30 protein-coding genes and 1 pseudogene are annotated in these 26,857 nt (G+C 38.4%); 6 read left to right on the plus strand and 25 right to left on the minus strand.

The window, feature by feature from the left end:
- Positions 1-93: 93 nt before the first annotated feature.
- The 4 genes and pseudogenes from OC530_RS02055 to OC530_RS02070 all read right to left on the minus strand — a co-directional run bounded on the left by OC530_RS02055 (position 94) and on the right by OC530_RS02070 (position 3,559).
- On the minus strand, positions 94-594 hold the full coding sequence (locus tag OC530_RS02055; protein WP_173217622.1) for a hypothetical protein: 501 nt from the start codon (positions 592-594) through the stop codon (positions 94-96).
- Positions 591-1,213, minus strand: a pseudogene (locus OC530_RS02060) (ATP-binding cassette domain-containing protein). Before OC530_RS02060 ends, OC530_RS02055 begins: the two are co-directional and overlap by 4 nt.
- Positions 1,210-3,192, minus strand: a complete 1,983-nt coding sequence (locus OC530_RS02065; RefSeq protein ID WP_262079072.1) for an ABC transporter permease — start codon at positions 3,190-3,192, stop codon at positions 1,210-1,212. Before OC530_RS02065 ends, OC530_RS02060 begins: the two are co-directional and overlap by 4 nt.
- A 106-nt stretch (positions 3,193-3,298) precedes the next feature.
- The gene (locus OC530_RS02070; protein ID WP_225904818.1) at positions 3,299-3,559 is read right to left on the minus strand and encodes a hypothetical protein; all 261 of its coding nucleotides are present in this window, start codon (positions 3,557-3,559) and stop codon (positions 3,299-3,301) included.
- 356 nt (positions 3,560-3,915) lie between these two features.
- Between OC530_RS02070 and OC530_RS02075 the strand changes: the two genes are divergently transcribed.
- Entirely contained in the window at positions 3,916-4,452 is a 537-nt protein-coding gene (locus OC530_RS02075) for a biotin transporter BioY (RefSeq protein ID WP_262079075.1), read from the plus strand.
- A gap of 53 nt (positions 4,453-4,505) precedes the next feature.
- On the opposite strand, the gene OC530_RS02080 is transcribed toward OC530_RS02075, so the two are convergent.
- Complete coding sequence (locus OC530_RS02080; protein ID WP_000807422.1) at positions 4,506-4,721, minus strand: YdbC family protein; 216 nt, start codon at positions 4,719-4,721, stop codon at positions 4,506-4,508.
- A gap of 98 nt (positions 4,722-4,819) precedes the next feature.
- On the opposite strand from OC530_RS02080, the gene OC530_RS02085 reads away from it, so the two are divergent.
- Positions 4,820-5,140 carry a hypothetical protein gene (locus OC530_RS02085; RefSeq protein ID WP_172930969.1) on the plus strand — a complete coding sequence of 107 codons (321 nt, stop codon included), beginning with the start codon at positions 4,820-4,822 and terminating at the stop codon, positions 5,138-5,140.
- A gap of 30 nt (positions 5,141-5,170) precedes the next feature.
- Here OC530_RS02085 and OC530_RS02090 read toward each other — a convergent pair whose 3' ends face one another.
- The 7 genes from OC530_RS02090 to rpsP all read right to left on the minus strand — a co-directional run bounded on the left by OC530_RS02090 (position 5,171) and on the right by rpsP (position 8,573).
- A complete protein-coding gene (locus tag OC530_RS02090) occupies positions 5,171-5,509 on the minus strand; it encodes an ATP cone domain-containing protein (RefSeq protein WP_173217632.1) in 339 nt (112 codons plus the stop codon).
- An 11-nt stretch (positions 5,510-5,520) separates the two neighbouring features.
- Complete coding sequence (trmD, locus tag OC530_RS02095; RefSeq protein ID WP_262079089.1) at positions 5,521-6,240, minus strand: tRNA (guanosine(37)-N1)-methyltransferase TrmD; 720 nt, start codon at positions 6,238-6,240, stop codon at positions 5,521-5,523.
- Positions 6,230-6,748 (minus strand): ribosome maturation factor RimM, encoded by a 519-nt coding sequence (gene rimM, locus OC530_RS02100; protein ID WP_083989289.1) that lies wholly within the window; start codon positions 6,746-6,748, stop codon positions 6,230-6,232. The genes trmD and rimM overlap by 11 nt, the downstream gene beginning before the upstream one ends.
- 30 nt (positions 6,749-6,778) lie before the next feature.
- Entirely contained in the window at positions 6,779-7,567 is a 789-nt protein-coding gene (locus OC530_RS02105; protein WP_112443488.1) for an alpha/beta fold hydrolase, read from the minus strand.
- Positions 7,568-7,670: 103 nt separating this feature from the next.
- Positions 7,671-7,997, minus strand: a complete 327-nt coding sequence (locus tag OC530_RS02110; protein WP_112443777.1) for a MazG nucleotide pyrophosphohydrolase domain-containing protein — start codon at positions 7,995-7,997, stop codon at positions 7,671-7,673.
- A gap of 44 nt (positions 7,998-8,041) precedes the next feature.
- On the minus strand, positions 8,042-8,281 hold the full coding sequence (gene kphA / locus OC530_RS02115; RefSeq protein WP_000379617.1) for an RNA-binding protein KphA: 240 nt from the start codon (positions 8,279-8,281) through the stop codon (positions 8,042-8,044).
- 19 nt (positions 8,282-8,300) lie between these two features.
- Entirely contained in the window at positions 8,301-8,573 is a 273-nt protein-coding gene (gene rpsP / locus OC530_RS02120; protein ID WP_000268760.1) for a 30S ribosomal protein S16, read from the minus strand.
- Positions 8,574-8,750: 177 nt separating this feature from the next.
- Here rpsP and OC530_RS02125 point away from each other — a divergent pair, with 177 nt between their 5' ends.
- From OC530_RS02125 to OC530_RS02140, 4 genes are all read left to right on the plus strand, one after another.
- Positions 8,751-8,897: a hypothetical protein gene (locus OC530_RS02125; protein ID WP_262079098.1), complete on the plus strand. Its 147-nt coding sequence runs from the start codon at positions 8,751-8,753 to the stop codon at positions 8,895-8,897.
- Between the two features lie 524 nt (positions 8,898-9,421).
- Positions 9,422-10,000 (plus strand): DUF3796 domain-containing protein, encoded by a 579-nt coding sequence (locus OC530_RS02130; protein WP_173217636.1) that lies wholly within the window; start codon positions 9,422-9,424, stop codon positions 9,998-10,000.
- A gap of 2 nt (positions 10,001-10,002) precedes the next feature.
- Positions 10,003-10,227 carry a helix-turn-helix transcriptional regulator gene (locus tag OC530_RS02135; RefSeq protein ID WP_173217638.1) on the plus strand — a complete coding sequence of 75 codons (225 nt, stop codon included), beginning with the start codon at positions 10,003-10,005 and terminating at the stop codon, positions 10,225-10,227.
- A 176-nt stretch (positions 10,228-10,403) separates the two neighbouring features.
- Positions 10,404-11,207, plus strand: a complete 804-nt coding sequence (locus OC530_RS02140) for a peptidylprolyl isomerase (RefSeq protein WP_164226926.1) — start codon at positions 10,404-10,406, stop codon at positions 11,205-11,207.
- Between the two features lie 55 nt (positions 11,208-11,262).
- Here OC530_RS02140 and OC530_RS02145 read toward each other — a convergent pair whose 3' ends face one another.
- The 13 genes from OC530_RS02145 to ftsE all read right to left on the minus strand — a co-directional run bounded on the left by OC530_RS02145 (position 11,263) and on the right by ftsE (position 26,854).
- Positions 11,263-12,804, minus strand: a complete 1,542-nt coding sequence (locus OC530_RS02145) for an ABC-F family ATP-binding cassette domain-containing protein (RefSeq protein ID WP_261227055.1) — start codon at positions 12,802-12,804, stop codon at positions 11,263-11,265.
- A 9-nt stretch (positions 12,805-12,813) separates the two neighbouring features.
- Positions 12,814-13,287: a VanZ family protein gene (locus OC530_RS02150; protein WP_261227056.1), complete on the minus strand. Its 474-nt coding sequence runs from the start codon at positions 13,285-13,287 to the stop codon at positions 12,814-12,816.
- Positions 13,287-14,372 (minus strand): 23S rRNA (adenine(2503)-C(2))-methyltransferase RlmN, encoded by a 1,086-nt coding sequence (rlmN, locus tag OC530_RS02155; RefSeq protein WP_000804760.1) that lies wholly within the window; start codon positions 14,370-14,372, stop codon positions 13,287-13,289. The genes OC530_RS02150 and rlmN overlap by 1 nt, the downstream gene beginning before the upstream one ends.
- Before the next feature lie 20 nt (positions 14,373-14,392).
- On the minus strand, positions 14,393-14,923 hold the full coding sequence (locus tag OC530_RS02160; protein ID WP_261016541.1) for a YutD family protein: 531 nt from the start codon (positions 14,921-14,923) through the stop codon (positions 14,393-14,395).
- Positions 14,924-15,079: 156 nt separating this feature from the next.
- The gene (sodA, locus tag OC530_RS02165; protein ID WP_262079105.1) at positions 15,080-15,685 is read right to left on the minus strand and encodes a superoxide dismutase SodA; all 606 of its coding nucleotides are present in this window, start codon (positions 15,683-15,685) and stop codon (positions 15,080-15,082) included.
- A gap of 506 nt (positions 15,686-16,191) precedes the next feature.
- Complete coding sequence (gene holA, locus OC530_RS02170; protein ID WP_262079108.1) at positions 16,192-17,229, minus strand: DNA polymerase III subunit delta; 1,038 nt, start codon at positions 17,227-17,229, stop codon at positions 16,192-16,194.
- A 32-nt stretch (positions 17,230-17,261) separates the two neighbouring features.
- Positions 17,262-18,197, minus strand: coding sequence for a dihydroorotate oxidase (locus OC530_RS02175; RefSeq protein WP_262079110.1), 936 nt, complete (start codon positions 18,195-18,197; stop codon positions 17,262-17,264).
- A 332-nt stretch (positions 18,198-18,529) separates the two neighbouring features.
- A complete protein-coding gene (gene metK, locus OC530_RS02180; RefSeq protein ID WP_262079112.1) occupies positions 18,530-19,720 on the minus strand; it encodes a methionine adenosyltransferase in 1,191 nt (396 codons plus the stop codon).
- Positions 19,721-20,086: 366 nt separating this feature from the next.
- On the minus strand, positions 20,087-21,430 hold the full coding sequence (locus tag OC530_RS02185; RefSeq protein ID WP_173233728.1) for a DEAD/DEAH box helicase: 1,344 nt from the start codon (positions 21,428-21,430) through the stop codon (positions 20,087-20,089).
- 352 nt (positions 21,431-21,782) lie between these two features.
- Positions 21,783-22,598 carry an endonuclease/exonuclease/phosphatase family protein gene (locus OC530_RS02190; protein ID WP_262079115.1) on the minus strand — a complete coding sequence of 272 codons (816 nt, stop codon included), beginning with the start codon at positions 22,596-22,598 and terminating at the stop codon, positions 21,783-21,785.
- 51 nt (positions 22,599-22,649) lie between these two features.
- Positions 22,650-24,830: a PTS transporter subunit IIBC gene (locus OC530_RS02195; RefSeq protein ID WP_262079117.1), complete on the minus strand. Its 2,181-nt coding sequence runs from the start codon at positions 24,828-24,830 to the stop codon at positions 22,650-22,652.
- Between the two features lie 412 nt (positions 24,831-25,242).
- On the minus strand, positions 25,243-26,169 hold the full coding sequence (ftsX, locus tag OC530_RS02200) for a permease-like cell division protein FtsX (RefSeq protein ID WP_049512196.1): 927 nt from the start codon (positions 26,167-26,169) through the stop codon (positions 25,243-25,245).
- Entirely contained in the window at positions 26,162-26,854 is a 693-nt protein-coding gene (ftsE, locus tag OC530_RS02205) for a cell division ATP-binding protein FtsE (protein WP_000022265.1), read from the minus strand. Before ftsE ends, ftsX begins: the two co-directional genes overlap by 8 nt.
- Between the last annotated feature and the right edge of the window lie 3 nt (positions 26,855-26,857).

Genomic DNA, 26,857 nt, shown 5'->3' on the forward strand with positions numbered 1-26,857 from the left:
TCGTTTTCTTATGTCTTATTTTATAGTATGTTGAAGTAAGATATGCAAAAATCAATTAACAAACCATAGCAAAATACACGGATTATAATACAATCATTTATTCTTTTCTTTAAAAGATTCATATATTTTTTTATATAACTCTTTTATATCTTTTTTCTGAGAATTCAACTCTTCTTTACCGTAGTCAAAGTTTGCTACCACAAATCCCTCGCCATCATCAGAAAAAGTAAAAAATTCTATTTCAATTAGTTTATTATGCTTAGAGTCCTCTATAGTGTCTCCTAAACCATTATTGAATTTCTTCACTTCTTCTTCACGAACTCCGAACCCCGTAGCAGCTCCATTTGCAATGATGTTTGAAAATACTTCTTCAGAAGACTCTGCTTCTTTCACAGTTATGAAGTATATAGCCTCTTCCGTTTCTACTTGTCTCACTTTATTCCATTTTTCTGTATCACTAGAAGAAAGCGTATAGACTGTTAACTCTACCGTTGGCTTATTGATATTTTCTTTTGTAATCATTTGTTTTCCAAAAAAGAAGAAGGCAAGTAACCCAGCTACAAAGATCAAAGCAATATAAATTATCTTTTTCATACATTATACCCTATATCTTTCATGTCAATTATCACATCAACTTCGTTATAGACAGCTGGATCATGCGTCGCTATTATAACATATTTGTCTTCATCTTTTTCATTTAATAACAAACGAATGATTTCTTTTCCAATCTCACCATCTAAAGCTCCTGTGGGCTCATCTGCTAAAATAATTTTACGTGGTTTCATTAACATTCTGGCAATAGCTACACGTTGAGCCTGCCCACCAGACAATTCGTATATTTTTTGATGTAAATAGTCACTTGACAGTCCTACTTTTTCAAGTACGTCAGTTATTGTTTTTTTGTCTTTAGTGATAAGGCTCAGATTATCATATACTGTTTTGTTATCTATTAAAGAATAATTCTGAAATACATATCCAACAGTATTTTTAAAAAAGTTCTTTCTTTTATATTCCAAATATCTTGTTTATCAACTAAAACATTCCCACTGTCAATTTTTTCTAATCTTCCTATAATATTAAGAAGGGTACTTTTACCGGAGCCAGAACCTCCAATCAATGCATAGCTTTTTCCAGATTCAAATATTAAATTTAAGTCTGTAAAGATCTTCTTTGAGCCGAAACTCTTTGAAACGTTCAAAAGGTCAATTGTCATGATTCATCTCCTTTTAAAATTTTAGTGTAGCTTTCAGATAATTTCCTAAAACTCATTATGATTGACAACATCAAAACTAGCAGAGAAGCCACTCCAATATATAGCAACTCTATTTGCCCTGTCATAAGAAATGTAAATAGAATAACCATTGTAATAGTCATCATAAAATATTTGAGACTTGAAATTGCTATATATGTTTTTGACAGACCCAAAATGATTTTTTTCACATATTCATTCTGTTTTAGAGTAATAAAAAGTTGGACATATTGATAAATGAGTATAAAGACAATACTGTAAATTATCTTCTGCAAGATTTGTGAAAGTAAAATTTGGTGCTCTAAGGATTGAATCTTTAATTTCACAATTTGGTAAACATCTACTGGATTCATTGAGAAATTCAACGGGACAGTCATCTCATTTATTTTTTTTACCGCTTCAGGACTAAAAAGAGATTTATATAGTATGTTACTAGCCAAAGAAAACTTATTATTTTCCATCATTTTGTCCGTATCTAACACAACAACTATATTATCTTTGCTATCTGCTACATTTGCCAGCGGTAAAATATCTTTCATTTTAAGATTATTATCAGCATCTTCATTAAAATAAAAAATTTTTTCCCCATCAGGAATTATTTGTACTGCAAGCTGTTCTTTTGTATAGTTTGTTCCAATAAATTGTTCTGCTACAACTGTATTCTCAATAGATTTCTGGTTTTCTTTCCACTTCTCAGGAATATAGATGGTTGCTATTTTATTATCTAAAAGATGATAGTTTGTTCCATTCACTTTATTTTGTAGGTTAGCACCTGTTTGATTAATATAAATCAACTCTTTATTTATTTCTGAATTCGTTATCCCGTCATTTTCTAATTGTTTAGAAAAATTTTCTATAACATGCGAAGTTTTCATGAAATCTGGAACATATGCCGAAGATCGTTCTATATATAAAAAATCTAAGTTTTTTAAGGCAGCAACTATCTGTAGATACTGACCATCTGAATCACTAACTTCTCCATTTTTAGCAGAGTTACTTTCAATTCCAAGGAACTCAATCCTTCTCCAGTCTTTTACTGTGTCCCATGGTACTAAATTCTGTATTTGTATGTTCATACTAGATTGACTACTCTTTGTTTCTTGTAAAAAAATTCCTGAGACAAGAATGATAATCGAAATGATGACAAGCCATACGACAAAAATAAGTTTATTTTTCGCCTTGTTTTTGATAATTTCAATGGGCTTTTCAATCTGAATCGTCAACCAAAATAAAACAAAAGTAATAAGATCAATGATTTGAAATAGTATAAAATTCGTTAAAAGCAGAGAGAAAAATAACTTAGAACTATAGGTGAAGAAACCATTACCCAAAAAAGAACTGTAAGAAATCATCAATAAAGCCATCATAATCAGTTCAAAAATAAGAGAAATGACATACTCTCTTCTAAGGTCGTATACAGGCAAGCCCAAAGAACGTCGTATCACTCCTTCTTTGATCTGCCTCGTCCTAACAACAAATAAAACAACTAATAAAGTTAAGTAAATTGAACCCATTAACAGTATTCTTAAAGTTCCAGTAAATTGTAATATTCCTCCTATATACCAAGGATAAGCCATATATACTGTTTGTAGTCCAGTCATCGTAAGTGGTTTCAAACTGTCTACATCTATTTTCCCAAGTGTGTAATACATCCCTACTATTGGTGCTGACTTTAATTGTTCATTATTTACATCATCAAAGTTTACATACTTCAACTGACCCGAACTCTGAACGATTGGCTTGTAAATGGTAACCTTTTCCGTTTTTGATAAGTCACGAACCATTTCGTATATTTCGTTATTAGAAAGATTACTTTTTCCTTGGATAGAAAAAGCACCATCAATTGGTAAAGGTATGGGGATTTCGGTATCACTAATAGTGACCAGACCAATTGTAGCAATCAAACAAAAGAAGAATCCAATGATACATAATTTTAATTTCATAAGCAATTACCATATGACAAAAGACTCTATTTTATAATTGGGTCTCTTGTTTTCATAAATTATTTTTTAAAATCTATAATAATCCCAATGTGCATTTAATCGAACATCATTTCAAATTTTTTGCTTGAAAATGTCCATCTATAATCTTTTTTATCGTGAACTTTAACGTTCCCAAAATATTCGTTACTGATGACTCTGAACTAATATTATTTGAAGAACTAACAAAGTAATTCGAATAACCATAGCTATCACTTACACCATACTTCCATAAATCAATAATGGGACTTGGAGCAGGGTGTGCTGTAGTTTCACTACCAACACTAGCTGTAGTAGCAAATCCAAAACTGAAAAAACTTGTAGCCAGCAAAATGAACTTCTTCTTAGTAAATTTTTTGTATTTTACTTCTCCTTGAATTATAATATTTGACAAAAACTCAGTAATAATTCTCTATTTTAAAATTGAACACATTTATTTGTAAGCGTTTATAATATTAATTTAATACTAATATTTTAGTTTGTCAAGTATTTATAGTATATTTTTTATTGATAAAATGAGATTATCTATAAAGGCGATTTACAAATCGATAAAAAACAATTATCCAACTTCTCTTGTGAATCAAATCGGCTGTTACAATTTTTGTTACCTTGTTTTTAAAAATAGGTTGACAATAATTCCTCTACGAGTATAATAGTTACTATATATCAGAAAAGAGGTTAACTATTTTGAAAAAAGCTCACGTTTATGCTATCCCTGCTATTGGGGCTGTTCTCATTGCTGTTTTGGCACAAATCAGTCTTCCAATTGGACCCGTCCCCTTCACTCTGCAAAACTTTGCAATCGGCTTGATTGCTACTGTCTTTAGACCGAGAGAAGCTGTACTTTCTGTTGGACTCTATCTTCTTCTAGGTGCTATCGGTCTTCCTGTTTTTGCAGGAGGTGGAGCTGGTTTTCAGGCTTTAGTTGGTCCTACTGCAGGCTATCTTTGGTTTTATCTCGTTTACTCTGGACTGACTTCCTCTCTAACCAACAGCAAGAGTGGTGTTGTCAAGATTTTTCTTGCAAACCTCTTGGGTGATGCCCTTGTCTTTGTCGGCGGGATTCTCAGCTTGCATTTCCTAGCTGGAATAGCATTTGAAAAAGCTCTTGTTGTGGGTGTTCTTCCCTTTATCATTCCAGACCTTGGTAAACTTCTAGCTATTAGTTTTATTAGCCGTCCATTACTTCAACGCCTTAAAAATCAGGCTTACTTTGCTAACTAAAAAAGGATATCGAGTTGTCATGACTCAATATCCTTTTCTTTCATTTTGAAAACTTAGTTGCCTTTAAAGGCATCCACCATTGTTTGAAATTCTTCATTAGAGAGAGTAATTCCTTTGCCCATTTTAGTATGATCTGGACTCCAAGCACGAATATCAAACTTTGCAGGGGCACCATTAAAGCTCACACGGTTGATTTCCTTGGTCCAACCTTTTTCGTTTTCAGAAAGAGTCAACAAGTGCTCTTCGATTTCAAATGTAAATTCTGCCATTTTCTTCTCCTTTTTTAGCTTTCATCTGATTATTCGTAAAATCTTGTAGATTTTAGGAAAATTTTATATAATATTGATATAAAAGAAGGGAGGCCAATATGAGACATAAATTCCAGCAAGTTCTAGGTAAAATACATGACTTTTTAAATGGACATGACCAACCAGACCAGACTGAAAGCAACTCCCTTACAGCCACTATTGAAGAGGCTATCCAGAAACAAACCGCTGTTCACCTTATCTTGTCAGAGACAAGTTTTACAGGTGACATCATCAAATACGATCAGCAAGGACAGCAAATTATTGTGAAAAATTTTGCCAAAAATGTGACCCGTATTATCCGCATAAGCGATATTCAACGCCTGCGATTTGTCCCTTCAACTGTCCAAACAGCCCAAAAAAATAGATTTAAGAAAGAGTGAGATGTAGTTGCTTCATCCCACTCTTTTTTCTTAGCGAACTTGTTCAAAATATAAATGAACTGCGATATGATCTCCATAACCACTTCTTTCCAAATCACGTTGTAGACGATAGGAAATGTAGTGTTCTGCAATGGTAATGTAACCTGCTCCCAGTAAACGATGTTCAACCATAGACTGAATCATGCTAATGGTAGCACGTTCCACCTTGGCCTCTTCCAAATCCAAAACCACTTTCTTAGTGACTTGTGCAAGGTTTTGACGCAAATCATCTGTCAATACATAGACAGTCTGGGCTGCTTTTAAGATAGCTTGGTAAATCTTATCTGGATTAAATTCAGCAATTTCTCCATCACGTTTGATTACTTGCATAGGTTTCTCCTTTATTCTTTGTTTTCTTTGATTTCTGCCAGCATTTTTTCTTCTTCTGCTGTAAGTTGATAATTTTCTAACAAATCTGGTCTGCGCTCGTAGGTTTTCTTCAAACTCTCATACAGACGCCACTGACGAATCTTCTCATGGTGTCCACTCATCAGTACATCTGGCACAACCATACCTCGATAATCATAGGGACGTGTGTACTGAGGATACTCGAGAAGCCCAGAAGAAAAACTATCATCTTGGTGGCTAGACTCCTTGCCAATCACTTCTGGAATCAGGCGAACCGTCGCATCAATCATAGTCATGGCCGCTAACTCACCACCAGTCAAGACATAGTCCCCCAAGGAAATCTCATCTGTCACCAAGGTCTTAATACGCTCATCATACCCTTCGTAGTGACCACAGATAAAGATTAGCTCTTCCTCTTGAGCCAAATCCTCAGCATAAGCCTGATCAAACTGCTTTCCAGCAGGATCGAGGAGAATAACGCGCGGATTTTTCTTTTCAATAGCATCAAAGGCATCGAAAATAGGTTGGGCTCGGAGCAACATCCCCTGTCCGCCTCCATATGGCTCGTCGTCTACATGGCGGGCCTTTTCAGCATTTTCTCGAAAATTATGATACTGGATATCCAAGAGCCCTTTTTCTCGAGCCTTTCCAACGATTGAATACTCCAGTGGAGAAAACATCTCTGGAAAGAGGGTTAAAATATCAATTTTCATCGTCTAACCCTTCTAAAATTTCCACATCGACCCGTTTATTTGGAATATCAACATTGAGAATCACTGGTGGGATATAAGGCAAGAGCAAGTCACGTTTACCTTTTCGCTTGACCACCCAGACATCGTTAGCACCTGGTTGCAGGATTTCTTTGATGGTTCCAATCAAATTATCACCCTCATAGACTTCCAAACCGATAATCTCGTGATAATAAAATTCACCATCGTCTAGGTCATTCAAATCTTCCTCAGCGACCTTGAGACTGTATCCTTTGTACTTTTCGATAGCATTGATATGATACATATCTTTGAATTTAATAATGTCAAAGTTCTTCTGTTTACGGTGACTAGCGATAGTCACTGTTTGGACAAACTGATCTTTTTCATCAAACAAGGCCAGCTCAGATCCTTTTTTAAACCGTTCTTCTGCAAAATCCGTCACAGACAAGACTCGCATCTCACCCTGCAACCCCTGCGTATTGACGATTTTCCCAACATTAAAGTAGTTCATCTTGTCTCCCGTAGTCTCCTTCTTTCCATCTTATTCTAACAATTCTCGAATAATAGCCGCAATTTTTTCCGCTTCGGACCATTGTAAATAATGGTGATTCCCTCCTAAAATGAGTTTAGTATTGGAAGTCCAATATTCTGATTCTCTGTACTCTTTTTCTCTATAAGGCTGACAAAAAACAAATACAGGGATACAATCTGGTATTGATACATCCTCAAAATCTTCCTCAATAATCTCTCCAGATATCTGAAATCCTGGATTTTGCTTTTCCAACTCTAAGCCTTTTTCTTGCATTATTTCCCAGATTTCTTTATTCGTTTCAGGACTAAATGTTGCTTGAGTTAAGTTCTTAAAATAAAGTTCAGGATCACACTCGTCAATCAGCCTCATCTGCTCTTCCATTTCTGGATAAGGATTTTCTGAAAAATCAGCAAACATGATTTTTTTAGTTGTCGGTTCAATTGCTAGTAAAGCCTGACACTTAATTGATTTGTTGAGTAATTTGCAAGCTAAAATTCCACTCAAACTATGTACACAAAGTATATATTCAAAAATCGCCAATTCTTCAAGCACTTCATAAACTGCATCTGCAAGATTATCTAGATTTTTTCCAGTTTGGTCATGAATCGGACTCCTACCTGTGTTCGGAAAATCAATTGTCAAATAACCAATTGTAGGAGGAAGTTTTTCAAGTATAAGTGAAAAATTTTCATAACTTGGTAGCAAACCTGCGCCACTTAAACAAACTAGCATTTTCTTTTGCTTTTGATAAGTAACAGAGAGACTACCAATCTCTGTAGATACTTCAAACCTCTTCATAAAGAAATCCACTCATTCTATATAATGAATTATTAAAAATCCTTATCCTTTATTTTATCATGTTCCAAGGATTTTCTCAAGTTGGAGGAAGGGGACAACATCTCTACTTTCCATTCAAAAATCCTTCCAAATCACGTTCATGCTGATATTTGATAGACGCCTTTTTGTCTTTTTCAAAAATAGTCTTGGTTAGATCTATGTCGTTGATGGCCGCAATTGCGACAGTGTAGTGAATAATATCAGCCAGTTCTTTTGCTAGTTCCTCGTTCGAATCTTGAACTCCTTCTTTTCTACCAGAACGACCATTCAAAACCTCAGCTACTTCTCCGACTTCCTCCACTAACTTCATAAAGAGACCTTCCTCAGTCCGAGACTGCTGGTAATGTTCCAGTAGGTAGTCTTGTAATTGTCTAAACGTTAAATCTTTCATATCCTGCTCCTTGCAAAAAAAGCGAGACATTCGTCCCGCCCTTCTTATTTTTCGTCAATAACGATTCTTACTTTTTTGTCTTCAGTTGGGACAGAGTAGACAATCGTTCTTATCGCAGAAATAGTGCGACCCTTACGACCGATTACACGACCCACATCACTTTGATCAAGATCCAAATGATATTCCAAAAATTCTGGTGTATCTTCTATCTTGATAGTTAAGGCATCTGGTTGTGAAATCAAGGGTTTCACAATCGCAATAATAAGATTTTCAATCGTATCCATCTGTCAACCTACTTTAAACTTATTTTGAGAATTTAGAATCGTGGAATTTCTTCAATACACCTTCTTTTGAAAGGATGTTGCGAACTGTATCTGAAGGTTGAGCTCCATCAGCCAACCATGCAAGAACGCGGTCTTCTTTCAAAGTTACTTGGTTTTCAGCAACAAGTGGGTTGTAAGTTCCAACTGTTTCGATGAAACGTCCGTCACGTGGTGAACGTGAATCTGCTACGTTGATACGGTAGAAAGGTTTTTTCTTAGAACCCATACGAGTCAAACGGATTTTAACTGCCATTTTTAAAGTCTCTTTTCTTATTTTTTATTTCGGTGAAATAGCTGAGCTATTTAGCACATGTTCTATTATAGCAGATTTCTGGCAGGTGTCAAGAAAAAAACTTGACAGACTATAAAATTCTTAAACCTTTTAGAAATTTGTTAGAAGTAGGAAATAAATGTTTGAAAGAAGCTATCCGTGAATACTATTTTATACTCAATGAAAATCAAAGAGCAAACTAGGAAGCTAGCCGCAGGTTGCTCAAAGCACTGCTTTGAGGTTGTAGATAAGACTGACGAAGTCAGTTACATATATCTACGGCAAGGCAAAGCTGACGTAGTTTGAATTTGATTTTCGAAGAGTATTAGAAATATTTTATAAAGACCATCAACTCAAACCCTTCATCTCACCTGAACGAGATTTGGATACTTGGCTCCTAAATCCCAATCCCGTTCCCAAAAGAAATATCAAGAATTTTAAGAATGATATCTATTAATTTAGAAAATATGAATTAATAGATTCTAAATAGGGGAATAATTTAGTTCTGTAAAAATTAACTTCTACACCTACAAAGCTTATTTTGACAGACTTTATAACAGTCTAAGAAAAAAATAGAGATTCATACAGTATCTAGATTTTCCAAAAATTCTTTATCATCAAATATTATTAACGAAACTATCCAAACCAAATCCGATGCATTGCTTCAAAGAATTCTTTAGTTGTTTGACTATCGAGGGCTTTTATTAAAAAATTTTTTCAAATAATTGCCACCTTGGCACATAAATTCTTGCTTTCTAAATTTAAATGTGATATATTTATAACATAAAATTTAAGTGTTATATATTTATAACATAAAAAAGGAGTCTATCATGAAAAAAAGTCAAAAAATGCGTGGCCTCATTGCAATGATTGCCGTAGCTCTCTTTATTGATTTTATTGTTTTATTTGGTTCTAATCTTAGTTGGGAACCCAAGTTAGTTATTACTGGTATTTCAGTGTTAGGTCAAATTATAGCTATTTGGAGCTGGCTACATAAGAGTCAGAAAGGTAAGGGAAAGATTATTTTTGACTTGTCTGCTAAGCTTTACACGATACTTGTGTTTGCAGCAAGCATTTTTTATACAGTAGGGATTTGGGTTGCGACCCCAAGCGTAAGTTCTGGTATTAAAGAATGGATTTTGGGAATTGGCCTCGTTATTGAAGTGATTGTATTTGTTTTTTTCTCTTTAAAAAATGTCAAGGAAACTCCGGACGAACGCTTTTATGCTAATTTAGCCAAGGCAGCTAGCTTGATGTTTGTTTTTATACTAGGCGCACTGATGATCCTAGCAGTTATCATTGGGTATATGGGGTCTCTCACTCTTTACATGGGACAGATATTTATTAGCATAGCTGCCTTGATTTGCATCTTTTCGGTTGTCTATCTTATCTTGGAACGTAGAGGATAAGCATGGCCAAAGAAAGCAATATTATTACTAATCTCAAATCTGTCCGTGAGTCCACAGGCATGACCCAGCAGGAGTTAGCCGACCGCATCGGCATACGACGCGAGACAATTCTGCACTTGGAAAATAACCGTTACAATCCTTCGCTGGAAATGGCTCTTAAAATTGCTCAAGTTTTTAATCTGAAAGTAGAAGAGCTCTTTGAACTCAGACAGAAAGAGGAAGCATAATTCTTTTCGAGACCTAGTATTAAGTTCATTGATTAATTAGGAATTGAAGCCAAAAGAAAAATCTCTAAGCAAGCGATTTTTCTTTTGGCTTTCTCTAAAACTACCTTGTCACTAATATTTGAAATCCCCTTCCTTTTAGGGTACAATGGTAGAAATGAATTTTTGAAAGGATCAGAATGAAAAAACTAGCAACCCTTCTTTTACTATCCACTGTAGCTCTAGCTGGATGTAGCAACATCCAACGTAGTTTGCGTGGTGATGACTATGTAGATTCTAGCTTGGCCGCTGAGGAAAGCTCCAAAGCAGCAGCCCAATCTACCAAGGAGTTAAACGATGCTTTAACAAACGAAAACGCCAATTTCCCACAACTATCTAAAGAAGTTGCTGAAGATGAAGCCGAAGTGATTCTCCACACAAGCCAAGGTGATATCCGTATCAAACTCTTCCCTAAACTCGCTCCTCTAGCGGTTGAAAACTTCCTCACTCATGCTAAAGAAGGCTACTATAACGGTATTACCTTCCACCGTGTTATCGATGGCTTCATGGTTCAAACTGGAGATCCAAAAGGGGACGGTACAGGTGGTCAGTCCATCTGGCATGACAAGGATAAGACTAAAGACAAGGGAACTGGTTTCAAAAACGAGATTACTCCTTATTTGTATAACATCCGTGGTGCTCTTGCTATGGCTAATACTGGTCAACCAAACACCAACGGTAGCCAGTTCTTCATCAACCAAAACTCTACAGATACCTCTGCTAAACTCCCTACAAGCAAGTATCCAAAGAAAATCATCGAAGCCTATAAAGAAGGGGGAAACCCTAGTCTTGATGGCAAACACCCAGTCTTTGGTCAAGTGATTGACGGTATGGATGTTGTAGATAAGATTGCTAAAGCCGAAAAAGATGAAAAAGACAAGCCAACGACTGCTATTACTATCGATAGTATCGAAGTGGTGAAAGACTACGATTTTAAATCATAAAAACCAAAAAAATACAGTATCCTCATTCGGTACTGTATTTCTTTTACTCTCATTCTTAAGTTAGATTATTAAAATCCCAGATTTGGTCCATCCAGCCTTCATAAAAGTCTGGTTCGTGGCAGACCATAAGAATAGATCCCTTATATTCTTTGAGAGCGCGTTTGAGTTCATCCTTGGCATCCACATCCAAATGGTTAGTCGGCTCATCCAGCACTAAAACGTTGTTTTCACGATTCATCAAGAGACAGAAACGAACCTTGGCTTGTTCCCCACCTGACAAGACCTGAATTTGGCTTTCGATATGCTTGGTTGTCAAACCACAACGAGCAAGGGCTGCACGAACTTCTGCTTGGTTGAGAGCTGGAAAGGCATTCCAGACAGCTTCAAGAGGAGTTTGGCGATTACCGCCTTCTACTTCCTGTTCAAAGTAGCCAAGTTCTAGGTAGTCTCCACGTTCAACCTCTCCAGCGATTGGTGGAATAATGCCCAATAGGGACTTCAAGAGAGTTGTTTTCCCAATACCATTTGCCCCGATAATAGCAACCTTTTGATTGCGTTCAAAGGTAAGATTTAAAGGCTTAGTGAGAGGTCGATCATAACCAATCTGCAAGTCCTTGACTTGGAAAATAAAGCGCCCTGGTGTACGAGCTGGTTTGAAATCAAAGGATGGTTTTGGTTTCTCACTTTGCAGCTCGATAATATCCATCTTATCCAATTTCTTCTGACGAGACATGGCCATGTTTCGAGTTGCAACACGCGCTTTGTTTCGTGCGACAAAGTCTTTAAGGTCTGCAATCTCTTTCTGCTGGCGTTCATAGGCTGCCTCTAGCTGAGATTTCTTCATCGCATAGACTTCTTGGAACTGGTAGTAGTCACCAGAGTAACGCGTCAGCTGTTGATTTTCCACATGATAGACGATATTGATAACGTCGTTCAGGAATGGAATATCGTGCGAAATAAGGACAAAGGCATTCTCATAGTTTTGGAGATAGCGCTTGAGCCAATCAATATGCTCAGCATCCAAATAGTTGGTCGGCTCGTCCAACAGCAAGATATCAGGCTTTTCAAGGAGGAGTTTAGCCAAAAGCACCTTGGTTCTTTGCCCACCTGACAAAGAAGTTACATCCGTATCCATGCCAAAATCCATGACACCAAGGGCACGCGCTACTTCATCAATCTTAGCATCCAAAGTATAGAAATCACGACTCTCTAAACGGTCTTGAAGTTCTCCCACTTCTTCCATGAGAGCATCAACATCCGCACCGTCTTCAGCCATTTCCATATAGAGGTCATTGATACGAGCTTCTGCTTTAAAAAGCTCATCAAAAGCTGTACGGAGAACATCGCGAACAGATTGACCTTCAGCAAGGACGGAGTGCTGATCCAAGTAACCGGCAGTCACATATTTGGACCACTCAACCTTCCCTTCATCTGGCAACATCTTACCAGTCACGATGCTCATAAAGGTTGATTTTCCTTCACCATTGGCACCGACCAGGCCGATATGTTCACCCTTTAGGAGACGAAAGGACACATCTTCAAAAATTGCACGGTCACCAAAACCGTGACTCAGATTTTTAACTTCTAAAATACTCATTTTAATTCCTTATCTTGTTTTATGTAATCGGTTATAGAGGAGCCAAGCCAGATAGCCACCCAAGGTATTGGTCCACAAATCATCAATTTCAAAGACGCGATTAAAATCAAAGAAAAAGTCCAAGACTAACTGCGTACACTCGATTCCAAGACTCACTAGAAAACTGAAAAAAATCACTTTTCTTGTCTTACGCAAGTTTGGAAGGAGATAAAGGAGTTGGAAAATCAGAGGAAAAAGCAAGAAGACATTGAGGATATTTTGTAGAAAAATCCAACATAATTGTCCTATGTCACTCACTTCACCCAGTTTCCAGAAAGAATTGAAAGGAGTCAAAAGAAAAACCAGGCGTCCAAGATGCTGAATACCTGGAGTTTCCACCCCCACGGGAGATTGTTCTTGAGGAGTAAAGCAAAAGTAAACGATACAAATGCTATAGAAAATGACTCCCCAGACCAAAATATGATTATAAGTCTTCTTCATCATTAAGGATTTACTGCTGCGACTGCCTTCTGACGGTCACGTTTCATTGTATTAGAACGCAATTGTCCACAAGCTGCATCAATATCAGTACCATGCTCTTGACGAACCACACAGTTGACCCCTTTTTTCTTAAGCGTATCATAGAAAGCCAACACGCGCTCTTTAGGACTACGGCTATATTGGTCATGCTCACTAACCGGGTTATAAGGAATCAAGTTTACATAAGACAATTTCTTGATGTTCTTGAGCAATTCAGCCAATTCCAAGGCTTGTTCTACACCATCATTGACTTCATTGAGCATGATATACTCAAAGGTCACACGACGGTTGGTTGTCTCAATGTAGTACTCAATAGCTGCAAAGAGTTTTTCAATCGGAAAGGCACGGTTAATCTTCATGATGCTTGAACGCAACTCATTATTAGGTGCATGAAGGGAAACGGCAAGATTGACCTGAACTCCTTCATTAGCAAAATCACGAATTTTATGAGCCAAGCCTGAGGTTGAAACCGTAATGTGACGAGCACCGATGGCCATTCCCTTATCATCGTTGATAGTACGAACGAAATTCAAGACATTGTTGTAGTTATCAAATGGTTCACCAATCCCCATGACAACGATATGGCTGACGCGTTCATCTTGACCACGCTCATCAAAGTATTTCTGAACCAGCATGATTTGCGCTACGATTTCACCGTTATTGAGGTCACGTTGTTTCTTGATCAAACCAGAAGCACAGAAGGTACAACCGATATTACAGCCGACCTGAGTGGTCACACAGACAGACAAACCATAGTGCTGACGCATGAGTACTGTCTCAATCAGCATTCCATCTGGCAATTCAAAAAGATATTTAACGGTACCATCAGCAGACTCTTGAACGATACGTTGTTTCAAGGGATTGACCACAAACTGGTCATTAAGCTTAGCTATCAAATCCTTGGAAAGGTTGGTCATTTCTTCAAATGACTGGACACGTTTACGGTAAAGCCATTCCCAGATTTGGTCTGCACGGAATTTCTTTTCTCCCTGCTCCAAAACCCATTCCTGCATGGTTTGACGTGTTAAACTATAAATTGACGGTTTCATTTCTTCTCCTTATTCTCTACTCACTTCTGACGAATGACAAAATGACGTTGTCCCTTGTCCTCTTTCTGAGAATGCTGGTCTTTCTGACGACGTCTATTTTTCTTATCTGCATTCGGTTTTCGTTTTGTTTGAGCCGGTTTCTTTCCTTTTCTAGAAGGTATTTCTTCTTCCTTCTTACGCATTTTCTTGTCAAATGATGCTCGCTTAGGGGCTTCATTTTCTAGGACAAAATAGGCACAACCATAACTACAATACTCTAAAAGGTAGTCTTGTAAACGACTGATTTTTTCAAGTTTTTCTTCTGTTCGGTCATCCTTGTAAAAACCTCGTAGGCGAAGCTGTTCGTTGCTCCAGTCTCCCACGATATAATCAAACTTGGTTAAGACTTCTGAAAAACGCTGATTAAAAGCCGTCACATCAAAGGCATCCTTGATATTTTCCACCAAGGAAAAAGCTATCCCTTCCGTTTCAACCTTGTCCCCATGTAAATGGAACTCAGGACCAGGAAACTTGTTATAGTTGTATAATTCAGGTGCAATTTCTTTTCGCATAGATATCCTTTTTCCACGATTACTTAATACTTTATTCTACCATAATTTCTAGCAGTTAGCACGTTTCTCATAAAAATGAAAAAAGTCTGACGATTTTGTCAGACAAAAATAATATAACCTTAAAAAGAGAAGAACAATTCTTCCCTCCAACTATCATTATTTAGCTGCTACGTACAATTCATCTACTTTGTTCCAGTTGATCACTGAGAAGAAAGCTTTGATGTAGTCAGGACGCACGTTACGGTATTTCACGTAGTAAGCATGTTCCCAAACGTCCAAGCCCAAGATTGGTTTTTTACCTTCTGAGATTGGTGTGTCTTGGTTTGCTGTTGAAGTCACTTCAAGTTTACCTTCTTTGTTGACAACCAACCATGCCCAGCCAGAACCAAAACGAGTTGTTGCTGCTGCAGTGAAGGCTGCTTGGAATTCTTCAAATGAACCAAATGTTGCATCGATTGCTGCTGCAAGTTCTGCTGATGGAGCTGTTTTTTCAGGAGTCATCAATTCCCAGAAAAGAGCGTGGTTCAAGTGTCCACCACCGTTGTTGATAAGTGCTTGACGGATATCAGCTGGGATAGATTCTACATCAGCAAGCAAGGCTTCAAGATCTTCACCAATTTCAGGGTGTTTTTCTAAAGCTGCATTGGCATTGTTGACATAAGTTTGATGGTGTTTGTCATGGTGCAAGTGCATTGTTTCCGCATCGATGTATGGTTCCAAAGCGTCGTATGCATATGGAAGTTCTGGTAAGATAATAGCCATCTGTAATACCTCTTTTTCTTTCTATATGAAAATGATAACGCAAACATTCACTTTTTTCAAGTTTTTTGCTTATAGATGAAGAAATCACTGAAATACTTTCTAATAATACTCTTCGAAAATCTCTTCAAACCGCGTCAACGTCGCCTTGCCGTAGATATATGTTACTGACTTCGTCAGTCTTATCTACAACCTCAAAGCAGTGCTTTGAGCTGACTTCGTCAGTTTCATCCGCAACCTCAAAAACATGTTTTGAGCTGACTTCGTCAGTCTTATCTACAACCTCAAAACAGTGTTTTGAGCTGACTTCGTCAGTCTTATCTACAACCTCAAAACAGTGTTTTGAGCTGACTTCGTCAGTCTTATCTACAACCTCAAAGCAGTGCTTTGAGCAACCTGCGGCTAGTTTCCTAGTTTACTCTTTGATTTTCCTTGAGTATAAAATAAGTAAATCACTAAGAAACCCACGACAAAATAATATTGACGCGGGTTATAGTTTCAAAAAAATGTCAATTGACCTGACTAGCAATCTGTAGGAGTGCCTTTTCAAAAAGGAAACCTTTTTCATAAAGACCTGTTTTAATCTGATAGTCTGTCTCAATCAAATAGGAAATAGCTTGCTTCAAAAAGCTCAAGGAAAGTCCTCTTGAATCTCTCAGCGCAAACTTGATTTGATAGGGATTGGGATTGCGTCCGAGAAAACTTCCTAGACTACTTGCAATCTGAGATTCTGTTTGCCCAGACTCCGCCAAAATCTTCACCTGAGTAAAAGTCCGAAATTGTCCTAGCATGACTGCAATCAGTTTAATTTCATCTTCACCTTGCAAGGTCAAATCTCTAACCAAGTCACGCGCCTGATCCATCTTTTTAGTCAGAATAAACTGAGTTAAATCAAAAATATTGTCCTGTAAGGTCTTAGGAATTGCGTTGACAATATCCTCTTCCTCGATAACAGAGTCTTCCTTATAGGACTGTAAAAAGAGGAGATTTTTCTGGATTTCACTAAATTGAAAACCCGACTTGACGAGGAGATTTTCAAAAGAATGATTGGCAAACTGCAGACCTTGTTTCTGACTCCACTTTTGGAAATACTGGCGCAATTCTTGTTCTTTGGCTTCTACTGCATCAAAAACCTTAGCATCACGCTTCAGTAATTTAACCAACCGTCTTTTGCTATCCAGTTTTCCTTCTGCAAAGATTAACAACTTGGTTGTTGGTGAAGGGTTATCAAGGTATTCCTCAAACGACTTGAGTTCATCATCTATTAAAAAGCGTTTCTTGGCTGTTGTGATATCGACAAAATGATCCAATATCACGATTTTCTCATCCGCAAAGAAAGGAAGGCTGACTAACTCCAGTTCCACATCCTTGTAAACTACTTCTTTCATATCAAAGTAGGCAAAGTTGAGGTCAGCAGAATCATAGCCAATCTGTTTCAATACTTGACTCTTCATAACTTCAAACTGACCCTGATCTGTCCCTGTAAAAAGGCTCAGGTTCGGTAAATTTGCTAAAGTCAACTTCTGGCTTTCTTCAATAGCTAGCATCGTCTCTCCTTTATTCTGATTTTTTAATGAATTCAATCGATATAGCGCAATTTCCCACGGAAATCTTCTAGGCTTTCGTACCCTTTTTCCGCCATGATTGCTTTCAGTTCATTGGTAATTCGGTCAAAAGCAACGACGCCTTCTTTATGAAGGGTGGTTCCCACCTGCACCATGCTCGCTCCACAGAGGATATGTTCAAAGGCATCACGACCAGTCAGAACGCCACCTGTTCCAATGATTTGAATTTGAGGATTTAAACGTTGATAAAAAGCGTGAACATTGGCTAGAGCAGTCGGTTTGATGTACTCTCCACCAATCCCACCGAAACCATTTTTAGGACGAATAACGACGGACTCATCTTCTATATAAAGGCCGTTTCCGATAGAGTTGACGCAGTTGACAAACTTAAGAGAATACTTATTGAAAATAGCTGCCGCTTGGTCAAAGTGAACAATGTCAAAATATGGTGGCAATTTAATTCCAAGAGGTTTGGTGAAGTAGGCAAACACCTCTGCCAAAATCCGGTCTGTTGTCTCAAAATCATAGGCAATCTGAGGTTTTCCTGGAACATTTGGACAAGAGAGGTTTAGCTCAGTCAGACCACGAAAATCACTCTCTTGGACTTTTTTCAAGATAGTATGGGTTTCCTCTGGAGACATGCCGACTAGAGATAAGAAGAAAGTTCGATTTGGCTCTTTTTCCTGCAGATCCGAAAGGTAGTCCAGATAGTAGTCTAAGCCCTTATTTGGCAAACCCATAGAGTTGATAGAACCAAGTGGAACATCTTGGTAACGTGGCTCAGGATTTCCCTGACGGAAGTCCAAGGTCGCTGTCTTTGTGACAAAGGTTCCTGCAACTGAGTTTTTAACCCCTTCTAGCTCCTCTATCGTCATACAAGCCACACCTGCTGCATTCATCAAGCAATTGTCAAACTCAAAACCAGCAATTTGTGTTTTCGTTGATACCATGATTCTGATCCTCCGGATTCCTTTTATTGCTAATATTATACCACAGTTTTAATTCTAGGTTTACTAGATTCTATGGTTCTATCTATTTATTCGGAAAAGAAAGTCTAGTGCAGAAGTCATGCTATGGAAACAGCTAGTGTATTGGAAGTTTGAACAAGGCTTGGGTAACAGAATTTTGAATGAAGTCCAAGCAACAAGGAGAAATCTCAACCATTATCATTTTTAAAGAAATACATGTAAATCTCTACTTTCGCAAAATGGATTTTCAGAACAGTATCCCAGTATAGTTAAAAACTATAAAAAAGAGGGGGTTCCCTCTTTCTTCAATTTATTTATTTGACTGCTTCTTTTAAAGCATCTACCTTGTCCAAACGTTCCCATGGAAGGTCAATATCTGTACGTCCCATGTGTCCATAAGCCGCTGTTTGACGGTAGATTGGACGTTTAAGATCCAACATTTGAATAATTCCTGCAGGACGAAGGTCAAAGATTTGACGAGCCGCTTTTTCAAGCTTGCTTTCAGCTACTGTTCCTGTACCAAAGGTATCGATACGAACAGAAACAGGTTGCGCAACACCGATAGCGTAGGCCAACTGCACTTCTGCTTTCTTAGCAAGGCCTGCTGCAACGATATTCTTTGCAATATAGCGAGCCGCATATGACGCAGAACGGTCCACCTTAGTCGCATCTTTACCAGAGAAAGCACCACCACCGTGACGAGAGTAGCCACCATAGGTATCTACGATAATCTTACGACCAGTCAAGCCTGAGTCCCCTTGAGGCCCACCGATTACAAAACGACCAGTAGGATTGATGAAGAATTTTGTTTGCTCATCCAAGTAAGAGGCTGGAATAACCTCTTTGATAACCTTGCTAATGACATCATTGTGAATTTGTTCGTTGCTGACTTCTGGATCGTGCTGAGTTGAAATAACGACTGTGTCCACACGTACTGGACGGTCATTTTCATCATACTCAACTGTAACTTGTGATTTAGCATCTGGGCGAAGATAGCTAATTTCCCCATACTTACGAAGTTCTGCCAGACGACGAACCAACTTATGACTGAGTGAAATTGGCAATGGCATGAGCTCTTCTGTTTCATCCACTGCAAATCCAAACATAAGCCCTTGGTCTCCAGCACCAATCAAATCAAGTGGATCTTGGTCTGCATTTCCACGAACCTCCAAGGCTTCGTTAACACCTTGAGCAATATCAGGTGATTGCTCAACAAGTGACGGATGGACTCCCACTGTCTCAGCAGAAAAACCATATTCTGTATTGGTGTAGCCAATCTCTGCAATGGTATCACGAACCACACGGTTAATATCCACATAGGCATTTGTAGAAATTTCACCAAAAACGTGGACGGAACCAGTATATACAGCTGTCTCAGCAGCAACGTGCGCTTCTGGATCCTCTGCTAAAATAGCATCCAAAATCGCATCTGAAATTTGGTCTGCAATCTTATCTGGATGCCCCTCAGATACAGACTCAGACGTGAATAATTTACGTTCTGACATAAAAATGTCCCCCCTTAAAAATAGTGTTATAGAGTTACAAAGTACTGATAGAAATCCCTATCATCCACGAGTTGCGACTCGAAAGAAATAAAAACGACACTTTTTTATTTCTGAAGCTAGTAAGGCGCATAGGGTGACCACCCTATAGCGACAACCGTAGAATGACGAACGACTTTGGAGCCGTCATTCTTTGCGAGTTGCGACTCGAAAGAAAAAATAGAAATTTCTACCATCTTATCGGGACTATATAACTTTACCATTATACCATTTTTAAACGCAATTTGCAGTCTATAATGTAGTGTTTCTGTATAGATAGTTCGTTCTCATAAAGCAAAAAGTTGGAGCTCAGTACTCCAACAATTGCTATTAAAATGTTTGACGTTTTGCTTTACGCTCTGCACGACCGCGAGCGCGATTTTCAGCGCGCTTGTTTTTCCGACGTTTTTCATCAACCGCCCATTGAATCTTCTTCTTATAACCTGGTTTGACTTTTTTCTTTTTCTTTTTAACCAAACCAATCATTTCAATATCAAGTTTATCTTGTTTTTTCTCACGGTTGGCACGACGGTCACGGTCATAAGTATCTTGAAATTCTCCGTCTTTGACCATCTTAGGAGTAAACTTGATTCCCAATTTCTCCAACTCACGGATATCCGAGTCATCACTTGGCTGGTAAAGGGTAATAGCTGTACCTGGTAGGCCATTGCGTCCGGTACGACCAACACGGTGGACAAAGAAGGACAAATCTTGCGGAATGGCATCATTGATAACATGGCTGACACCTTCAATATCAATTCCACGCGCCGCCAAATCTGTTGCGACAATGTACTCAAAATCCAAATTTTTAACCTGGTTCATGATACGTTTACGCTCACGAGGGGCAATATCCCCATGGATTTTCGCAACCTTCAAGCCTTGAGCAGTCAAATATGAATGCAATTCATCAGCACGTGTCTTAGTGTTAACAAAAATCATTGCCAAATACGGTTGCATCAACTGAGTTAACTGGTAAATTTGAGCATTCTTATCTCGGCCCTTGGTCGAAATCAACCAATTATCAATAGTGTCAGAAATGACCGTTTTGGTCTTGATTTTCTCCATAACTGGATTTGACAAGTATTTTTTCAAGAATGGTTGCAATTTTTGTGGAATAGTCGCTGAGAAGACCATGAATTGCAGGTCTTTTGGAAGGTTTCCAGCAATTTTATCAACAGTTTCTAAGAATCCCATATCCAAGGTCATATCTGCCTCATCGACCACAAAGGTCTTAGCCTTGTGAATAGCTAGGTTACCAGACTTAACTAAGTCATAAATACGGCCAGGCGTTCCGATAACAATATGAGGCTGATTACTTGCCAATTTGTCAATTTGGCGAGCCTTATCTGTCCCTCCTACATAATTAACCACACGAACTTCCACTTCTGAGTGGGCTGCAATCTGACGAGCTGCTTGGTAAATTTGAGTAGCTAATTCACGGCTCGGTGCAGTAATGACTGCTTGAACACTATCGCTGATTTCATCTAATTGCTGGAAAATCGGCAATAGGAAAGTGTGAGTCTTACCCGAACCTGTTTTTGATTCTCCTACTAGGTCACGACCTGCCAAAACAATGGGAATCAACTTATCTTGCACCTCTGTTGGAGTTGTAAATTTTAACTCCTCCAAGGCTTCTCTAATATAATTTTTAAATTGAAATTTCGTAAATGACATACTATCCTCGATTCTATCTATCTTATCAATTATACCACATTTTATTCCATTTCAGTAGTCTCACTTATTTATACTCAATGAAAATCAAAGAGCAAACTAGGAAGCTAGCCGCAGGCTGTACTTGAGTACGGCAAGGTGAAGCTGACGTGGTTTGAATTTGATTTTCGAAGAGTATTAGGCTATTTCCAGTAGCTTTTCTAATCAGAAAAAGGCTGGAATTTTATAATCCCAACCTCTTTTCATACTCAATGAAAATCAAAGAGCAAACTAGGAAACTAGCCTCAGGCTGTACTTGAGTACGGCAAGGCGACGTTGACGTGGTTTGAATTTGATTTTCGAAGAGTATCAGTTATTATTTCCAGTTTAAAATAGCACTCAAGCCATAGTGATCACTGACTTGCGGACTATTGTTACCATCAAATACAACATGTAAATTTTCTACCTCTAACTCTTTGGTAGTAAAAACATAGTCGATTCGAAGGGGTTCAGTGTTCCCTTTCCATCCATCTATTTCTGGTGGAACAGTATAGCTACCACTTTTCTCTTGACTAACTTCAAAAGCGTCTTGTAAGCCCAATGGACTAGCTAAAATAGCTTGGTAGCCTTCCTTACCGGCTGGATTGTTGAAATCTCCAGCCAGCAAAAGTGGCTTGTTCAATTCTTTCAAGACAGCCTCAAATCGCGCCCATTCTTCTTGGAAACCTTTATCCCACCAAGAAAGGTGGACACTGGCAACTGCAAGGTCCTTGCCATCGACTACAGTTTCAGCCAGGGCGACACGGCGAGTATGATAGTCTGTTGGATCATCCACATCTGAAACCAAAATTTCTCTTGCTTCAATAGGTGTTTTAGACAAGATAGCCACACCTTCATGGTAGCGGTCATAACCAATATGGTTATAGGCCCAAGTCCAGTAGTAATCTTTCCCTTGCTCTGACAACTTTTCAACCAAAAGTCTAACATAATGATCTTGATGAATCGGCTCAGCTGCTGGTAAAGCTTGATAGAGATCATTAACTTCTACCTTAGGCGAGGTGATTTCCTGATTGATTTCTTGGAAACAAATCAAATCATAATCTTTATCAAGAATATCTTCAAGCAAAAGCTGGAATTTTTCCTCGGCTTCTTTTTCCATCCAGCTATGAGTATTGAGTGTTAAAAATTTCATGTTTTTCTCCTAAAACAAGAGGTTGGAAAACAGCTTCCAACCTCAAGTGTATTACAATTCTACTTTAGCAACTGCTGTTTTAGCTGCAAGAGAACCTGTTTGTTCTAATTTAACTGATTTAATAACATCACCATTTGTGAAGACAACTACTGTTGAAGTTTCACGTCCTGCTGCACGGATAGCATCCAAGTCAGCTGTGACAAGGAGATCACCTGCTGCAACTTTTTGTCCTTCTGCTACATGAACTGTAAATGGTTTTCCTTCAAGACTTACTGTGTCCAAACCAATGTGAACAAGTACTTCAAGACCTGCTTCAGTCACAAGACCAAGAGCATGTTTTGTAGGGAAGATGCTTGATACAGTACCTGAAACTGGAGATACAATGTTTCCATTTGCAGGTTCTACAGCAAATCCATCACCCATCATTTTTTGAGCAAATACTGGATCTTTCACTTGTTCCAAAGCAACAACTTGACCATCGGCTACTGAGTATACTTCCTCAGTAAGACCTTTATAGTGAACTGTATTTTGTTGTGCTTCTGTCATTTGACTTGGAAGAGTTTCAGGAATGATTTCACCTGAATCAAGGATATCTTGGATATCAGATTTCAATACGTCTGCTTTTGGACCGTAGATAGCTTGAACTCCTTGTCCTTTCATGACAAGACCCATAGCTCCTTCTGCTTTCCATTGTTCTGCATCACCGACTTTGTCAGCGTCTTTTACAGTTACACGAAGACGAGTCATACATGCGTCTACATCAACGATGTTTGCACGTCCACCAAGAAGGTTGATAATGTTTACAGCTTGAGAACCAGCTGCAACTTTCACTTCGCTGCTAGCTTCTTCTGAACCTTCAGCAGTTTCATAGTTTCCGTTACGTCCTGGAGTTGCGTAGTTGAATTTTTGAATCATGAAGTTTGCGATAAAGTACATGATTACGGCAAAGAGAACAGTTACCCAGATAAAGTTAACGATATCCATACCAATACCAGCATTAATTGCTAGTGGTGTACGAGTCAAGAATTCAATTGAACCGAATGAGTGGACACGTAGGTTTACTACGTCAGCCATAGCGAAGGCAGCACCTTGAACAAGTGAGTAAACAAGATACATAGGTGTTGCTACAAACATGAACATGTATTCGATTGGTTCAGTAACCCCTGTCAAGAATGTTGCAAGAGCTGTCGCAATCATCATACCTTTATATTGATGTTTCTTATCAGCATCGACATTACGGTAGATAGCAACGATCATACCCATCAAGATACCGAATGAACCGATCATTTGTCCAACTTTGAAACGAGCTGGGTGAACAGTATCTAACAATTGTTGGTAGTGACTTGCATCTGTACCTTTAAGGTTAACAAGGTCTGTTACCCATGCAAGCCATAGTGGGTCTTGACCAAATACTTGAGTACCTTTAGCTGCACCAGTTAAAATGTCATAAGTACCACCAAGAGCTGTGTAGTTCATTGGGATAGTCAACATATGGTGAAGACCAAATGGCAAGAGCAAACGTTCCAATGTACCATACAAGAATGGTGCAAGGATTGGAGCAGTTTCTTGTGAGTTGGCAATCCAGATACCAAAGCTATTGATACCAGTTTGCACAAGTGGCCAAAAAGCAGCAAGTACAATTGCAGCAATTATTGAACGAAGAATAACTACAAATGGTACAAAACGTTTTCCGTTAAAGAATGAAAGTGCATCAGGAAGCTTACGGAAGTTATAGTATTTATTGTAAGCAGTTGCTCCAATAAAACCAGAAATAATCCCTACGAATACACCCATGTTAAGTGCTGGAGCTTCCATAACACTAATGAAGTAATCAGCAACTTTGATTGATCCACCAAAGAGAGTTGTTACCATAGCTTCTGGATTCTTCAACATGTCTCCTGATACGCCAAAGATTGTACCAGTGATACGGTTGATTAGGATAAAGGCAAGACCTGCCGCAAACGCACCACCAGCACGTTCCTTAGCCCAGCTTCCTCCAATAGCGAGGGCGAACAAGATATGAAGGTTAACGATAACCCCCCAACCGATTTGCTCTAGGACACCACCAGTAATAACGAGTGGTGCAAATGTTGGGTTAATCATCACGATAGACTTACCGATTGAAATCATCAAACCAGCAGCCGGCATAACCGCGATAACCACCATCAAAGCCTTACCGAATTTTTGCCAAAATTCGAAAGACAAGACATTTTTGAATGTATCTTTCATCATTCAAATCTCCTTTATTTTTATTTAGGCAAACGTTTTACGAAAACGTTTGCACCTTTTATGATTTAATTATACCACTTTAATTTTTTTTGTAAAGGCTTTTACAAAAAAAATTACACTTTTTTCAAAAAAATTTCTAGTGCCAAATTTCAAGTTAGCCATCAAGAAGTCTTCTCTGGGGGACTTCTTGATACTCTTCGAAAATCTCTTCAAACCACGTCAGCGTCGTCTTACCGTATACATGTGACTGACTTCGTCAGTCTTATCTACAACCTCAAATCAGTATTTTGAGCATCCTGTGGCGAGCTACCTAGTTTGCTCTTTTATTTCCATTGAGTATTAGAAGTCCCTTTTCAAAAACTCTTGTAGCAAAAAAGGAGATTTTACAACCTCCTCATAAAAATAATTATTTTACCTAAATCTTCAAGAATCTGCGCATGGAAATTCCTGATCCCAGTGAACCAATGAAAATTCCAATCACAAATAATAGGGCAATCATCAGAGGAGTAAATACCTCTGGCGCGATCATAGAAAGATTTTGTCCGACCAACGACTTATTGACAGATTGGTAAACCATTCGATAAACAATAAAGACCAACACTGATGGCGCAGTTGCTCCAAGCAAACCAATGAAGGCACCTTCAAGTAAGAAAGGTCCACGGATATAACTGTTCTTAGCACCAACCAAGCGCATGATTTGAATTTCACGACTGCGAGAAATAATGGTAATACGAATGGTATTTGAAATCAAGAAAACTGCAATAAAAATCAAAAGTCCTGCAATAACTAATCCCCAAACACGGATAAATGATGCTAGTTGGAATAGGCGTTCTGTATTGGCACCACCATCCTGAACCTCAGACACACCTTCAATTTTTTTAGCATCTTCAGACACAGTTTTTACATCACTTGGCGCTTTGGTATCAACAATATAGGCATCATAGAGGGGGTTGGCATCGCCTTCAAAGATTTTCCAGTTATCCCCCATTGTTTCTGTCAACTTTTCATATTGTTCCTCTTTACTTGAAAAGGTAACACTCTTAACAGTAGACATCCCCTTCAAAGCATTGTATACCTTGTGGTAGTCATTATTTGTAACAGTTTGACCTTCTTTTTCAATAGTCTCGCTATTATCAGCTACATCCTTGCGAATATAAACCATCACTCGGACATTATTTTCAATATCTGTAGCTAGTTTCGCTGTATTGAAAATAACAGAAGCAAATATGGCAACCAAGGTCAAAGTAATCATGACTGAGCTGACAGCAGCCACTGTCATCCAACCATTTCGTTTCAAACTTTTTAGTGATTCAAATAAATGGCGAAAAAATCTACTAATCATCGTATCCATACTCTCCTTTTGATTCGTCACGAACGACACGGCCATTTTCAATGGCAATGACACGGTGGCGCAAGGTATTTACAATCTGGCTATTATGAGTCGCCATCAAAATAGTTGTCCCTTGTAGGTTAATCCGTTCCAAGAGATTCATAATTTCCCATGAATTATCCGGGTCCAGGTTTCCTGTTGGTTCATCGGCTATCAATACTTTGGGATTGTTTACAATAGCACGCGCAATCGCAATCCGCTGTTGCTCTCCACCTGAGAGCTCATTTGGGAAAGAACGAACCTTGTGCTTCAACCCAACCAAGTCTAAAACTTCCATCACACGTTTTTTGATATTACGGCGATTTTCCCCGATTACTTCCATAGCGTAAGCAATATTTTCATAGACAGTTTTCTTTGGCAAGAGTTTATAATCCTGGAAGACAACTCCAACACTACGACGTAGAAGCGGGACATCTTTCTTTTTAATCTTAACCAGATTAAAACCAGCAACTGATAGGCTTCCTTTATCGATTTTTACTTCACGATATAGAGAACGAATGAAGGTTGACTTCCCTGCTCCTGAAGGTCCTACAATGTAAGCAAATTCTCCCGGTTGAACGCTGACCGAAACACCGCGTAAGGCAGTCGTTCCGTTGTCGTATTTTTTGACGACATCTCTCATTTCAATGATTGACATGTG

Origin of the sequence: Streptococcus sp. Marseille-Q5619 (assembly GCF_946901205.1) — a bacterium.
GTDB lineage: Bacteria > Bacillota > Bacilli > Lactobacillales > Streptococcaceae > Streptococcus.

What these genes read in the sequence shown, in the direction of transcription:
- OC530_RS02055 (WP_173217622.1), bottom strand. Translation starts at nt 594, where the DNA reads ATGAAAAAGATAATTTATATTGCTTTGATCTTTGTAGCTGGGTTACTT.
- OC530_RS02065 (WP_262079072.1), bottom strand. Translation starts at nt 3,192, where the DNA reads ATGAAATTAAAATTATGTATCATTGGATTCTTCTTTTGTTTGATTGCT.
- OC530_RS02080 (WP_000807422.1), bottom strand. Translation starts at nt 4,721, where the DNA reads ATGGCAGAATTTACATTTGAAATCGAAGAGCACTTGTTGACTCTTTCT.
- OC530_RS02085 (WP_172930969.1), top strand. Translation starts at nt 4,820, where the DNA reads ATGAGACATAAATTCCAGCAAGTTCTAGGTAAAATACATGACTTTTTA.
- OC530_RS02090 (WP_173217632.1), bottom strand. Translation starts at nt 5,509, where the DNA reads ATGCAAGTAATCAAACGTGATGGAGAAATTGCTGAATTTAATCCAGAT.
- trmD (WP_262079089.1), bottom strand. Translation starts at nt 6,240, where the DNA reads ATGAAAATTGATATTTTAACCCTCTTTCCAGAGATGTTTTCTCCACTG.
- rimM (WP_083989289.1), bottom strand. Translation starts at nt 6,748, where the DNA reads ATGAACTACTTTAATGTTGGGAAAATCGTCAATACGCAGGGGTTGCAG.
- OC530_RS02105 (WP_112443488.1), bottom strand. Translation starts at nt 7,567, where the DNA reads ATGAAGAGGTTTGAAGTATCTACAGAGATTGGTAGTCTCTCTGTTACT.
- OC530_RS02110 (WP_112443777.1), bottom strand. Translation starts at nt 7,997, where the DNA reads ATGAAAGATTTAACGTTTAGACAATTACAAGACTACCTACTGGAACAT.
- kphA (WP_000379617.1), bottom strand. Translation starts at nt 8,281, where the DNA reads ATGGATACGATTGAAAATCTTATTATTGCGATTGTGAAACCCTTGATT.
- rpsP (WP_000268760.1), bottom strand. Translation starts at nt 8,573, where the DNA reads ATGGCAGTTAAAATCCGTTTGACTCGTATGGGTTCTAAGAAAAAACCT.
- OC530_RS02130 (WP_173217636.1), top strand. Translation starts at nt 9,422, where the DNA reads ATGAAAAAAAGTCAAAAAATGCGTGGCCTCATTGCAATGATTGCCGTA.
- OC530_RS02135 (WP_173217638.1), top strand. Translation starts at nt 10,003, where the DNA reads ATGGCCAAAGAAAGCAATATTATTACTAATCTCAAATCTGTCCGTGAG.
- OC530_RS02140 (WP_164226926.1), top strand. Translation starts at nt 10,404, where the DNA reads ATGAAAAAACTAGCAACCCTTCTTTTACTATCCACTGTAGCTCTAGCT.
- OC530_RS02145 (WP_261227055.1), bottom strand. Translation starts at nt 12,804, where the DNA reads ATGAGTATTTTAGAAGTTAAAAATCTGAGTCACGGTTTTGGTGACCGT.
- OC530_RS02150 (WP_261227056.1), bottom strand. Translation starts at nt 13,287, where the DNA reads ATGATGAAGAAGACTTATAATCATATTTTGGTCTGGGGAGTCATTTTC.
- rlmN (WP_000804760.1), bottom strand. Translation starts at nt 14,372, where the DNA reads ATGAAACCGTCAATTTATAGTTTAACACGTCAAACCATGCAGGAATGG.
- OC530_RS02160 (WP_261016541.1), bottom strand. Translation starts at nt 14,923, where the DNA reads ATGCGAAAAGAAATTGCACCTGAATTATACAACTATAACAAGTTTCCT.
- sodA (WP_262079105.1), bottom strand. Translation starts at nt 15,685, where the DNA reads ATGGCTATTATCTTACCAGAACTTCCATATGCATACGACGCTTTGGAA.
- holA (WP_262079108.1), bottom strand. Translation starts at nt 17,229, where the DNA reads ATGCTAGCTATTGAAGAAAGCCAGAAGTTGACTTTAGCAAATTTACCG.
- OC530_RS02175 (WP_262079110.1), bottom strand. Translation starts at nt 18,197, where the DNA reads ATGGTATCAACGAAAACACAAATTGCTGGTTTTGAGTTTGACAATTGC.
- metK (WP_262079112.1), bottom strand. Translation starts at nt 19,720, where the DNA reads ATGTCAGAACGTAAATTATTCACGTCTGAGTCTGTATCTGAGGGGCAT.
- OC530_RS02185 (WP_173233728.1), bottom strand. Translation starts at nt 21,430, where the DNA reads ATGTCATTTACGAAATTTCAATTTAAAAATTATATTAGAGAAGCCTTG.
- OC530_RS02190 (WP_262079115.1), bottom strand. Translation starts at nt 22,598, where the DNA reads ATGAAATTTTTAACACTCAATACTCATAGCTGGATGGAAAAAGAAGCC.
- OC530_RS02195 (WP_262079117.1), bottom strand. Translation starts at nt 24,830, where the DNA reads ATGATGAAAGATACATTCAAAAATGTCTTGTCTTTCGAATTTTGGCAA.
- ftsX (WP_049512196.1), bottom strand. Translation starts at nt 26,169, where the DNA reads ATGATTAGTAGATTTTTTCGCCATTTATTTGAATCACTAAAAAGTTTG.
- ftsE (WP_000022265.1), bottom strand. Translation starts at nt 26,854, where the DNA reads ATGTCAATCATTGAAATGAGAGATGTCGTCAAAAAATACGACAACGGA.